At 49.7% G+C, this 12,193-nt stretch carries 10 protein-coding genes; 4 read left to right on the top strand and 6 right to left on the bottom strand.

The genetic code is table 11. The features are described 5' to 3' along the window. Window positions 1-27 precede the first annotated feature (27 nt). Window positions 28-1,077 (top strand): porin, encoded by a 1,050-nt coding sequence (locus HQ49_RS06610; RefSeq protein WP_039419108.1) that lies wholly within the window; start codon window positions 28-30, stop codon window positions 1,075-1,077. A 201-nt stretch (window positions 1,078-1,278) separates the two neighbouring features. After that, window positions 1,279-1,917 carry a LysE family translocator gene (locus tag HQ49_RS06605; RefSeq protein ID WP_018965376.1) on the top strand — a complete coding sequence of 213 codons (639 nt, stop codon included), beginning with the start codon at window positions 1,279-1,281 and terminating at the stop codon, window positions 1,915-1,917. Between the two features lie 40 nt (window positions 1,918-1,957). Here HQ49_RS06605 and HQ49_RS06600 read toward each other — a convergent pair whose 3' ends face one another. Genes HQ49_RS06600 through HQ49_RS06575 form a run of 6 tightly spaced genes read right to left on the bottom strand, consistent with a single transcriptional unit; the run spans window position 1,958 to window position 10,710 of the window. Continuing rightward, window positions 1,958-3,664, bottom strand: a complete 1,707-nt coding sequence (locus HQ49_RS06600; RefSeq protein ID WP_039419106.1) for an ABC transporter ATP-binding protein — start codon at window positions 3,662-3,664, stop codon at window positions 1,958-1,960. Between the two features lie 46 nt (window positions 3,665-3,710). After that, window positions 3,711-5,465: an ABC transporter ATP-binding protein gene (locus HQ49_RS06595; RefSeq protein ID WP_039419104.1), complete on the bottom strand. Its 1,755-nt coding sequence runs from the start codon at window positions 5,463-5,465 to the stop codon at window positions 3,711-3,713. 24 nt (window positions 5,466-5,489) lie between these two features. Next, entirely contained in the window at window positions 5,490-6,764 is a 1,275-nt protein-coding gene (locus HQ49_RS06590) for a DUF1302 family protein (protein ID WP_046200185.1), read from the bottom strand. A gap of 3 nt (window positions 6,765-6,767) precedes the next feature. After that, complete coding sequence (locus HQ49_RS06585; RefSeq protein WP_080732334.1) at window positions 6,768-7,592, bottom strand: outer membrane lipoprotein-sorting protein; 825 nt, start codon at window positions 7,590-7,592, stop codon at window positions 6,768-6,770. A 57-nt stretch (window positions 7,593-7,649) separates the two neighbouring features. Continuing rightward, window positions 7,650-10,055 (bottom strand): efflux RND transporter permease subunit, encoded by a 2,406-nt coding sequence (locus tag HQ49_RS06580; protein WP_039419101.1) that lies wholly within the window; start codon window positions 10,053-10,055, stop codon window positions 7,650-7,652. Window positions 10,056-10,089: 34 nt separating this feature from the next. Continuing rightward, window positions 10,090-10,710, bottom strand: a complete 621-nt coding sequence (locus HQ49_RS06575) for a TetR/AcrR family transcriptional regulator (protein WP_039419100.1) — start codon at window positions 10,708-10,710, stop codon at window positions 10,090-10,092. Between the two features lie 387 nt (window positions 10,711-11,097). Here HQ49_RS06575 and HQ49_RS11385 point away from each other — a divergent pair, with 387 nt between their 5' ends. Both HQ49_RS11385 and HQ49_RS06570 read left to right on the top strand, forming a co-directional pair. Continuing rightward, window positions 11,098-11,247: a DUF1661 domain-containing protein gene (locus HQ49_RS11385; RefSeq protein ID WP_369794167.1), complete on the top strand. Its 150-nt coding sequence runs from the start codon at window positions 11,098-11,100 to the stop codon at window positions 11,245-11,247. A gap of 284 nt (window positions 11,248-11,531) precedes the next feature. Continuing rightward, window positions 11,532-12,188 (top strand): PASTA domain-containing protein, encoded by a 657-nt coding sequence (locus tag HQ49_RS06570; RefSeq protein ID WP_026292253.1) that lies wholly within the window; start codon window positions 11,532-11,534, stop codon window positions 12,186-12,188. Window positions 12,189-12,193: the final 5 nt, after the last annotated feature.

The following is a 12,193-nucleotide window of genomic DNA, read 5'->3' as shown; positions in this document are numbered from 1 at the left end:
ATTCAACAAAACAATAACGCTCAAGAAATGAAAGTAAAACATCTATTAGCTGCATCCTTGGTGATGCTGGGGACAGGGAGTATTTGCGCCCAAAAGCCCGCAAACAGTATTTTCAATGCAATCAAAGAACGGGTTAGCCTCGCCGGTTATGCACAGGCAGGATTTTCCTCCTTGTGGCTCCCTGCGATGGATTCCGATGAGGAGAACTACAACACGTTCGATGTGAAACGCATCGCCCTTCGTGCCGATATTGCCATCACGAACAAATGGTCTGTAACCTTCATTCCTGATTTCGCGAAAGGATACACCAATTTGGAACTTTACACATCTTTTCGCCCCTGTTCGGGTTTCGGAATACGATTGGGACAGTTCAAAACAGCTTTTTCGATCGAAAACCAACTATCTCCATCTATTATCGAAACTATCTCATGCGGATCGATGATTTCCAACTTCCTCGCAGCAGGAAATGGTTCCGATCCTCTTATGGGTGCTCAAAGCGGACGCGACATCGGTTTGGAAATCTATGGCGATCTCTTCAACGACATGCTCGGCTATCGCCTTGGAGTACTCAACGGCCAAGGCATGAATACGCTCGATGGCTCCAAGCATAAAACCGTGGAGGGCAGCCTTACGCTCCGACCACTCGAATGTCTTTCCTTTACCGGCAGCTTCATAAGCGGTAAGACTGTGGCTTTGGGAAAACTTCCGGCCCCAATCGATGGCATGCAAATTATGGACGGAGATTTATACGACAGATCTCGCTGGAGTGTAGGAGGAATGTTTCGCTCGAAGTACTTCGACCTGCGTACCGAATATCTTGAAGGAAAGGACAATGACTTGATTACCAAAGGATTTTACACCACCGGAGTAGGCCGACTGTTCAAAAACCTCGATATCATCGGCTCGTATGACTTTATGAATCTGTACGCAAGACAACACGTTCATAATATTACAGCCGGCCTTCAGTACTGGTTCTTCCCGAAGTGTCGCTTGCAGGCACAGTATGTATTGAGTAATCCGAAAGGTGAGCACAACAGCACACACGCCCTGCTAACACAGGTGCAGGTAGCGTTCTGACAGTAGATCGGAGCAATAGGAAAGCCGATTATCAAGCTGTTTTTTGATGCGAAAGTCCGGATCAGGAGATTGCCTCCTCGTTCCGGACTTTTTCTTTTCAAGAAAACCGGCAAAAAACGGATTAGGATATAACGGGGTAGAATGTTTATCTTTGCAATCCCACATAGCGGGACAATAAGGAGTTTTTTCCCTTTCTACGGCATGGTTGCCTCTTCAATTCTATACGGTATTCTCATCGGCATTCTCGTGTCGGCTCCTATGGGGCCGATCGGGGTTCTCTGTATCCGAAGGACTCTGCACCGAGGACGACGCGATGGGTTCTACACCGGTATCGGTGCCATGCTTAGCGATCTCTTCTATGCCACTGCCACCTATCTGGGGATAGGTTTGGTAATGAACTTCATCGACAGCAATGAGGCTTGGCTACAGCTTCTCGGCAGTGTGGTCATGTTTCTATTCGGCATATATCTGTATCGGACAGCCCCTTCTTTCAAGGTGGACGATAAGGACAACAACTTTTCCGTATGGCATACCGTACTAAGCTCTTTCGGTCTTACGCTATCCAACCCTTTCATCATCTTCTTTTTTATCGCCCTTTATTCCCGTTTCAACTTCGTCACCGATATTCCCGGGAAGATGTTAGTCGGTTACACCTCCGGCATGTTGGGTATCGCTTTGGGGGCGATCGGCTGGTGGTCTCTTATCACTTATCTCTTCAGCCTGCTACGCAATCGGATCAATGTCGTCGGCATACGGTGGTTCAACCGCATCGTAGCCGTCATTTTTATGGTTATATCCGTTTTCGGATTGTTTGCCGGTTTGTCCGACATCTTGAATTAGCACACTCGCCCCTACGGGGCTAAAGCTCTCTTTCCGTTTCTTACTTTTGAGCCGCTACCATTCGGGCAAACTCACCGTTCATCGCCATCAATTCGGTCGGACTGCCACATTCGGCCACTGTGCCATCTTTGAGGACAACGATCTTGTGCGCATTGGCTACAGTGCGCATACGATGAGCGATAATGAGGACTGTCTTGTTCTTGATCAGCTCGGATATACCGGCCTGTATCTTGGTTTCATTTTCGACATCCAGACTTGCCGTGGCTTCGTCAAGGAGCACAATCGGAGCATCCTTGAGCAAGGCTCTGGCAATAGAGATGCGCTGACGTTCGCCTCCTGAAAGGTTCTCACCATTTTCACCGATCAAAGTGTCGTATCCATTCGGCAGACGATCTACAAATTCGTCGCATCTTGCCAGCCGAGCTACGCGTTTCAGCTCTTCATCCGTGGCATCGGGCTTACCTATACGGATATTATCGGCCACCGATGCATTGAAGAGCAGTACATCTTGGAAGACGATGGCATAATGACGTAGCAGGGGTTCGGGTTCGATTTGTGAAATGTCTTCCCCACCCAAAAAGATCTTTCCCCCGTCTATATCCCAAAAGCGTGCTGCCAACTTGGCCGAAGTGCTCTTTCCTCCGCCCGAAGGACCTACGAGGGCTGTCACTTCGCCCTGTTTGGCTGTAAACGATACATTGCGCAATACTTGCTTCCCTTCTTCATAAGAGAAGTCTACATTTTGGAATATGATATCGAAGTTTTGTACCGCACAATCCGTTTTGCCCTCCTGCATCGGCATAGCATTCATTTCTCTTATCCGATCAATGCGTACGTCGAGGTATTGTAAGAGAAGCAAATTGCTGAACACTTCACCAATAGGATTATATATGCTCGATCCAATAAGCAGAAAGACCAAATAGGTAAAGAGATCGATAGCCCCCTCCGACAAGAGATAAGCTCCTGCTATAATCACAGAGGCCAGTCCCAGCTTGAGGATAATATGGGAAGCATTAAGGAAGGTACATACGACAAGTTCACCTCGAATCAGGCTCTTCTCATAGGCATGGAGCTTGGCATCGAAACGCTGGGCAAACTCTTCTTCGCCATTGTATGATTTTATCTCCTGTATGTGCTCGATCCCCTCTTGTATGTGCTCGGTGACCTCTCGTTTGATATGGTAGTTCGAGCGGAATGATTGGTCCAGCATCTTTTTGGAACAGATAATAGCCAAGGCCGCTACAGGCACAACCCAAAAGAGAGCCAGCGATAGCTTCCAATTGTAGCAAAAGAGTCCGATACCGATCAAAAAGAGACTGAACAACGATGCAAAGAGCTGAGGGATGCTGTGAGAGAATACCGTCTCCATCACTGTACTATCCTCCATCATGGTGGAAGTCAGGTCGGAAAGATTCTTCTCTCCGAAGAAAGCCAGCGGCAGTTTGCGCAGCTTTTCAGCCAAGGCGATACGGCGGTTCGCACTCTCGGTATAAATCTTGGTGTACAGGCTCGTGTATTGGAAGAGAGCTATGACGAAGAGCACCGCCATAAAAGCCACTCCCATGGCTATATAATACCCAATGCCATGTGTGGCGGATCCTTGCAGATAGTCTTCGAGGAAAAGAAAAGTGAATATGGCAGGCAACATAAATCCGACATTCAAAACCGTAGTCCATGCAATGCCTTTGGCAAGATCCTGTGCACCCTTACGAGAGAGAGCGAATCGGCGTTGGAAATATCGTATCATAGATTTGTTTCGTTTCGATTAGAGGTAATTGTGTGTATTTCTTCTTTCATAATGTCCAGGAAACGGATAGCCGATATTCCTCCCACATGGATTTGTAAAGACCACCTTGTGACAGGAGTTCTTCGTGGGTACCCTGTTCGACGATTCGTCCCTTCTCAATCACAAGGATACGATCCACATGCTGCACACTCGTCAGCCGATGGGCAATCATCAGCACCGTCTTCCCTTTCGTCAGTTCGTGCAAAGCCTGCTGTATCAGCTGCTCATTTTCAGGATCGGCAAAGGCTGTTGCTTCATCAAGCACCACAATAGGAGCATCCTTGAGTATGGCACGAGCCAAAGCTATGCGCTGCTGCTCCCCTCCGGAGAGATACGTGCCTTCGGCCCCTATCTTCGTTTGCAACCCATCGGGCAAACGCTCTATAATCTCACGGCTCTGAGAGAGATCGATGGCACGATACAAAGCCCCCTCGGAAGCATCCGGGGTGCCATAGGTAATATTCTCACGAATGGTCGTTTTGAAGAGTTTGGCATTCTGAAAGACGAAAGAGATCCTGTCCATCAGTTCTTCTTTGGCTATATCCCTTACATCTACTCCACCGATTCGCACACTACCTTCGGTAGCATCCCAAAAGCGGGGGATGAGTCGGGCTATAGTGGTCTTACCTCCTCCGGAAGGTCCGACCAGTGCATAGGTTTGTCCCGAAGGAATGGAGAAACTGACATCGCTGACAGCATCCTGCACTGTACCGGTATAGCGAAAAGTAACATGATCGAAAGAGACCTCATTCGAGACGGGAATTTGCGGCCTTTCGGGCGTGGCAAGAGGTTCTTCTCGTGTCAAATTTTCCAGTCTGGTTATTGTCTCATTCAGTAAAAAGAGGTTCTGATTCAGGTAGGCCATCTTCATGATATTGGTCGTGAAAACGGGTGTAATCAGCAAGTACAGAAACATATCGGCTATTATGTTCGCCGTATTGCCGGTTTGGGCTATAAGCCAAACGGCTACAGGAACGAGGAAAAAAGCAAAGCTATTGGTGAACATGACATAGAAAGCCATCGGTTTCTGCCATCCCAAAGTGTATTCGGTCACCAATTTCTTGTACTCGATGATACTTTGGTAGAAACGCTTGAAGGAATAAACGCTCTGCTGGAAGACCTTTACTACCGGTATGCCACGCACATACTCTACGGCTTCACTCCCCATCTTCTCCTGTGCATCGAGATACCTTCGCTGGAACTTATTTTGCTTCGGATTCAACATAAAAGACATGGCTCCCACGGCAAAAGCAATCGGGAGCAGGCAGGCAATACCCAACCGCCAATCGAACACGAAGATCAGCACCAGCACCCCGACGGGAGCCATCATGCTGCCTATGACATCGGGCAAGATATGAGCTATGAAGGTATGGGTCTGTGAAGAGTCCTCATCGATGACCTTGCGCATCTTTCCGCTCAGGCGTTTGTCGAAGTAACCCAATGGCATACGCACTACACAGCGCATGGCTTCGCGCCGCATATTGATCTCTACTCTGAAAGCGGCAAGATGCGAAAGGGAAAGGGAGAGGAAATAGGCCAAGACACCGAATGCAGCTATGCCGACTGCCCACCAGGCATAGACAAATACCTGATTATCCTCGATGGTGCCCTCTCCTCCAAGGAGCGTGCGCACGATCAGCCAGATCAAGACGAACGGTACCAAGGAGACAAGCCCGTTGAGACCCGAAAGCACTAATGAAACGGGCAAGAGGATGGCTCGGTTGCCCATATAGGCTTTTATTTTTTTGATTGTGTCGTTCATTTGTATTGGTCGTTTCTGTTGTTATTAGAAGCTGTATCGGGCTTTGAACCAGAATTCGGAATTGTCTTTGTAGCGATCGAATATACCGCTGCCCTTGCTGCCGAACCAGTCGTATCCGGCCATCAGATGTATCTGGTCGTTCAGGGCATAGTCGGCAGCAAAACGACTGAACCACCCTTTGCCCGTGAGGTCGTAGTAGGAGAAGTTCGAGAGCTGGAGCGTGCTGCCGAAGAGCTTTTTGGAAACGTTGAGGGTAAGCAGAGCGGAGTGTTGCCTCTGGGAGACGAAATCCTTATACCCGAATATGCTCTCCATAGAAAACTGCCCAGAGATTATCCATTCACCAGGGGCATACCAATCGGCTCCGGCCAGCCAGTTGATCGTTTGGAAACCCTGCTGTTCGGCATGGCTCTTATAGGTGAAGTGCTTGTCGATATTGAACGCAGCTTCTCCCCTCAACACAAACTGCCCGACAGGAACGGAGAGATCGCCACCGACAAACCCCATACGATAATAACGAGGACTGACGACAATCTCCATCGGCGCAATACTCTGTACTTCGATGACGGGCATCTTGTTCCATGTATGCAGAGCAGCCAAAGAGAAGTCGATACCGGAGAGCGTAGCGCTCCATCGTGCACCGTATTCGATATTAGCGACCTTCAAGGCCGGTTTGCCGGCTTCTTCGTCCCAGACGATATTCATCCCCTGTGTAATGGGTGTGTGTGTGAAGATATTCCAAGGATTGCGAGGATCTACCGGCAGGCGGTATCCCTCAAATACGGGCAGCACCACGGCCTCCAGTCTCATAGACTCGTTGAAGACAGAAAAGCGCAAAGCATTGACCGGCATGCGAATATCATCGTAATCCTGTGCCAGAAATTCAGTCATATCCATCGGCGAAATCAGATCCGTGATGCGCACACCATCGGCAGCCCCCCAGATGACAATCTGCCGTCCGAGGCGCAAGCCCCAATGGTCTTCCTGATGTTCGAAGAAGGCCTCACGCAAGCGTAAGCCGGTCTCGTCTTTCAGCAGAGCGTTGTAGGTGGCATTGACCGATACGGCTACTTTCGAATTGCCGAACGATCTCTCCAACTCGCCCCTCACTCTCGTACGCGAACTCATGAAATCGAAGGGAGAAGTACTGCGTACGGCATGGTAGGTGTCCACGAATCCTTTGAACTCGTATCGGGAGCTTCGCTCTTCTTCCTGTCCCCACATCCGAGAAGGGAGGAAGATGAGGATGCTTACCAGCGAAAGCAGGAGGCGTAGCACCGTGTTTGTCTGCGGTTTCATGGTTTAGAGAGAGCCTTTTTCGAGAGAGGTAACGCTAAACTTGGATTCGTCGATCGGGCGGTTGAACTCCGGCGTCCTGATCTCCAGTACAGTCCGATGTCCCGTCTGCACATTGGACATATCCATCTTCTGTGCCAGCCAAAAGCCATCGACCTTCGTGATCTCGAAAAGCTCCAAGAGACGATGCAGCTTGTTCATTTTATCGTAATACTCCACCCTGACGGGTATCAGGCAATCCTGCCTGATCCAAGCGATTTTCTTGGAGAAAACATCGCGCTGATCCTTGGACGTGGACTCCAACTTCCAGCATTTATGCCCGCCGAAAGTCTCTTCGCCGAGGAGCTTGTGCGTATCCTCGTCCACATTGCGGCTGCCCATGTCGTCGTAGGTGAAGTCACTGCCCATGAAGTAGTCCTTCTTGGCAGATGCTCCACTGATGCGACGAGTCTTCTTCATCGCCGGCAGGTAGAGCCATTTGTCATCGTCCTTGCCGATCTGATCATAATCCCATGTGAGGAAACCGGTTCCTTTGACATCGCCCGGATAGAGGAAAAACATGATAGTCTTCCTGTCTTTCTTATCCTTGCCCGTATCGATGGAGTAGGAAATGAGCTTGCGCTCTCGTACGGCACCTCGCTTGTTGATGAGTTTCATCGTGAGTTCGGAGCGGCGCGTGTCACCATCGGGGCGGTCTTTTACGCGCTGTGCTATGTCGCGCCCGGTCTGGGCCGAGATGCTGAAAGAGACCATCGCCGCCATGGCTGTCAGGAGGGAGGTCTTTGCCAATCGTTTCATCGTTTTTTCGTTTTTGTTAGCTGTTCTACTTATTAGTCTTCCCCGACCCTTGCGGTGGGCAAAAATTCATAGGCATTTTACCTTATACGCCTAACCGTTGGTGATATTCGACTGAGGTCCGTGCTCAGTCTCTCCGGATGCCGACACGGCAGAATCTTCTTTCCCGAATATTCGGAATCGTCGGAACAGGAGCGGCGTGATGCAGAGGTCTGCCAAAAGGGCTGTGAACATCCCCGCAACCGATAGAATACCCATATGTACGAAGGAGTGCCCCTTGGAAATGGTGTAAGCGGCAAAGTTGGCCGAGACGATAAGACTGGTGAGCAAAATGGGCGTGCCGACGATCCGGAACGATTTGAGTATGGCTCCGCGATAATCGCGCTGGCGGTCGAACTCCAAGTGTCCGTGGTTGAAGAAGTGGATGGTATCGTCCACAGCCAAACCCAATATCATAGGCATGATCGTAGCAGTCATCATATCCAGCGGATAATCCAGAATGCCCATCAGACCGCCCACCACAATGGCGGGCATGATATTGGGGATAAGACCTATAAGCCCTACACGAATGCTACCGAAGACGATGGACATCAATAGCCCGATCACAAGCAGTGAGATAAGGAAGGAGGCGATCTGTCCGCGCACCACATACTGCATCATCGTGGTGAACTGCGGCAGGCTGCCCACCGGTGTAATCTCTGCTTCGGGGAAAAGCTTACGGGCATAGTCGGTAATGTCCTGCAATTCCCACTCGGCCTCACCCGAATTGTAGGAATTCATCTCCACTTTCAGACGCAGCCGTTTGTATTCGTAGTCTATCCAGTTTTCGGCTTCGCTGCCACCTGCGTTCTCGTAGAGGAGAAGCTGCTGTGCCACCTCTTCCGCATCATCGGGAACGCGATAGTAGACCTCATTCCCATCGTGCAGGGTCTCGTTCAGATCCTTGAGGATATTCAGGATAGAAGTCGTGCGCTTGGTCAGGGGATACGCCTCGGCATGACGAGCGATGCTGTCCAGAGCATGGAGAGCTTCGGGAGTCTTGGCCTTCCCCTCCTCGCCCAAATCGATCATAATGTCGTAGGAGTAAAGAGACCCCAATTCGCTTTCGCTCACGGAGAGGATATTACTAACGTATTCTATCCGTCTTCCCATCGTCCGTTCGATATCGAATGCCGTCTCCATTTTCAGGAATCCGAGGATCATCACCACAGTCATGATGATAAAAGCAGACCAGACGGACTTCTCATGATCCAATACCCAGGCACCGAAGGCTTCGAGCCATCGGTCCAGCCGATGCTTGCCTTCTTTTCCCACGGAGGCTTTAGGCCGGCGGTCTTTACCGAAACTCAAAGTAGTGGGCATCACCGTAATGGCAATCATAAAGGAGAAGAGGACACTGGTAGAAGTAGCGATGCCGATAAAGTGCATCGGTACGACGGGAATAGCCAGGAAAGAAAGAAGGGCGGCAAAGGTGGTGAGGGCACTGAAGAGTACGGGCCACCCTGTCTCTTCGATGGTCTCCACAGCGGCTTCCTTGCGCTTGCCATGTATCATCATCCGCCGTCGGAAATAGGAATGGATATGGATGTTGTATGCCACGGCTACGGCAAAGGCCAAGAGCATCGGTATCATCATCATACCACTGTCGATACCCAAGCGGAGATAACCCGTCAGTCCATAGGCCATGACGATGGAGGACAAGGCCGTGATTACGGGCACTACCACTCCGCATAAAGAACGAGTAGATAATGCGAGCACAATGATAGCCAGCAGAATGGCAATACCCATTACAAGAGGCAACTCTCTATTCACCCAAGCCATCTTCCTATCCGTCAGATAGGGCATACCGGCCCCTTTGGGATGCAGCGCGGCATATTCGGGCTTGCGGATAATGTTTTCCAATTCGCGTCCTACCACCATTTCAGGGGCGATAGCGCCTTTCCCTTTGTTCCATACGGAATCGGCCGGGAAGGGATTCAGCTTGAGGAGAATCCACGTAAGGGTACCGTCCCGGGACACCAGACGGTTGGCTATATATGATTTGAGGAATGCTTTGTGTCGGATCTCCGTCAGTCCGGCAGAGTCGGAAGGAATCTCTTCGGGTACGATCTGCTCGATGGTCATCCCCTCCTCATTCCCGATCATGAACTCGATGTCCGTAAGCGAAGTAATCTTATCGGCATAGGAAATGCTGTCCAGCATCTCGTTGGAAAGACGACGGATCAGCTCCAGATTTTCTTTCGTGAAAGTATTGTCACAGCGGGTCAATACAGCGGCATAGTTATCATTGCCGAAAACGGATTTGAACTCCTCCGTCTTGATGATCATGGGATCGTCTTCGAGGAAATAGTCTTCCCATGAGGATTTGATATTGAGGAAACGCAATCCATTGAATCCGAGAAAGAGAAAGAGGAAAAAACCTCCCAATACAATCCAACGCCTGCGGATAATCCATTCGCCACGATGGCGAAACCACCTGTTAATGCGTTCTATTTTCATTGCTTTGTCTCATTTGTGTTTTTTATGTTCTGTATTATATCTGCATCAGTGCTCGCCAGCCGGCCGTGCCGAAAGCGATATACTCGGACAAGCCTTGGCTGATCTCCTCATAGGTATGGGTCTCGTTCGTTATGATCTCAATAAAGACATTGACCCACCATGTAGCCCCCAATCGAATGAAAAAGGGACTTACCTCGGTATTGGCATGGGGGTATTTCTCCTTGAAGAGCCTTAGATAGTTCTCAGCGGATCGTATTTGCTTGCTGATGACCTGATCCTTGAAGTACTCCAGCGACGAGCCACCGGACTGCAAGAGCAGGAGCTTCAGCTCCGCCCGAAACTGCCGGGCAAACTGCATGAACTCCTTTGTCGTCTCTTCACGGAACTTTTCAGGCATGAGCATATAGACATCCATATTGTGCTCACTGTTGTGATCTTCCATTATCCGTCCGAATTCATCCAAGAGAGGCTGAAGCACAGCCCTGAAGAGGCTGTCCTTGTGTTCGAAGTAGTTGTATATATTGCTCACGGCTACTCCCGATTCGCGAGCGATGGTTCGGAGAGAAGCATCTCGGAATCCATTGACCATGAATTCCTCTCGTGCAGCTCGCAAGATTCTGGCACGGGCATCCGTCTCGTTTTTTGTCCTTGTCAATTCGTTATCGCTATTGGTACATGACAAAGGAACAAAGCCTGAACAGTGTTCACAATCCCGATTTTTAGGTAAAATCGACACAAAAGCGATCAAAATCTAACAACAAATCGGCAAAACGGCTGTCGATACCAATCTGTGTACCAGGCATTTCTTTCAAAAAGGGGCTTTTTCACCGGTAGAATCCTCCTCGAATAAACGCCCCTCATCATACTGCAGAGCAAATGCTTGATCGAAGCGCGAAATCCGTCACCATTTATCCATACAGAACAAATACATAAAAGAGTCATTGGCAAGGGGTACAATGCTCCCCCACGAATCGAACATATATGGAAATGAAGTGTAGCGATGTCTGGCATCCGATGGATTTAGGCGCGAGAATTTTCTCGTTTGCCTCTCCAAAAAACGTGGCGCGGGAAGTTTTTCGTTTTGGCGTGGGAAGTAAAAATTTTACGCGCTGGAACGAAAGAATTCTCGCGCCACTTTTCGGGGAAACACGCGCCACAATCGGAGCATTTTTGGTTCGTATTTGAGAAATAGCCAGCTATAGCGATTGGCCAATCTGAGCCACGGCGTAAGATCGACACCTCCATGATGGGTGCACTCTACCCACATCGCTCGTCTTAGGACGAACTCAGGTTAATAAGCCGGTGGAGATCGATGATAAGGCCTTCATTCCCGATGAAGGCGACAGACCGGGGAGTAAAACCGGAACAAACCGCTCCCGACTGCCAACCCTTTCCGGTACTTGCTTCTGTTTTTCTGTTTGCAGGTTTTTTCCGTACTTTGAACTGTATTTTGGAACAAAATAATATTCCGTTGGCATGCAACTAAAGAATTTTCGTCATAAATATCCTGTCCTCTTTCACCTGCTATTGATGATTTTGGCTTCAGGGCTTATCCTCATGGGTATTATGTTCGGACTGGATATTTACACGAGGCACAACAGTTCTATCGTAATGCCGGAGTTGCGCGGCAAAGATTTGAAAGAGGCTGAGCGTTTGCTCTCGAGCCACGATCTTCGCTACGAACTGGTCGATTCCGTTTATGACAAATCTCTGGCTCCGGGTGTCGTAGTGGAAATGGTTCCACGCAGTGGCAATACGGTCAAGCCCGGGCGTATCATCTTTCTTTCGATCAATGCAAGATCGGCTCGGAAAGGAATCGTACCCGATCTGAAAGACATGTCCAGCCGTCAGGCTCACGCTATTTTGAAAGGATTGGGCTTCGAACAGGTCACGGAGCGGTATATCTCAGGCGATTTTATCAATCTGACGGACGGAGTAGAACTGGCCGATGGCAGGAACGTACTGGCCGGCACCCGTCTGCCGATAACGACTCCGTTGGTACTACGGGTGATTAACGGTTATGCACCGCTTTCTCCGGATTCGTCACTGATCGACGAGCCTATCACCTACAGCTCATCGGCGGACACAGCTTCGGGAAAGGCCGAAGAGGAGAATAGCGAATCGTGGTGGTAACCAAG

Origin of the sequence: Porphyromonas gulae, from assembly GCF_000765945.1 — a bacterium.
GTDB lineage: Bacteria > Bacteroidota > Bacteroidia > Bacteroidales > Porphyromonadaceae > Porphyromonas > Porphyromonas gulae.
Note: the sequence above shows the minus strand (reverse complement) of the source record. Positions and strands in the feature narration are given on the sequence as shown.

Excerpts from the sequence above, each read along its gene's own strand:
- HQ49_RS06605 (WP_018965376.1), top strand. The coding sequence starts at position 1,279 with ATGGTTGCCTCTTCAATTCTATACGGTATTCTCATCGGCATTCTCGTG.
- HQ49_RS06580 (WP_039419101.1), bottom strand. The coding sequence starts at position 10,055 with ATGAAAATAGAACGCATTAACAGGTGGTTTCGCCATCGTGGCGAATGG.
- HQ49_RS06610 (WP_039419108.1), top strand. The coding sequence starts at position 28 with ATGAAAGTAAAACATCTATTAGCTGCATCCTTGGTGATGCTGGGGACA.
- HQ49_RS06595 (WP_039419104.1), bottom strand. The coding sequence starts at position 5,465 with ATGAACGACACAATCAAAAAAATAAAAGCCTATATGGGCAACCGAGCC.
- HQ49_RS06600 (WP_039419106.1), bottom strand. The coding sequence starts at position 3,664 with ATGATACGATATTTCCAACGCCGATTCGCTCTCTCTCGTAAGGGTGCA.
- HQ49_RS06590 (WP_046200185.1), bottom strand. The coding sequence starts at position 6,764 with ATGAAACCGCAGACAAACACGGTGCTACGCCTCCTGCTTTCGCTGGTA.
- HQ49_RS06570 (WP_026292253.1), top strand. The coding sequence starts at position 11,532 with ATGCAACTAAAGAATTTTCGTCATAAATATCCTGTCCTCTTTCACCTG.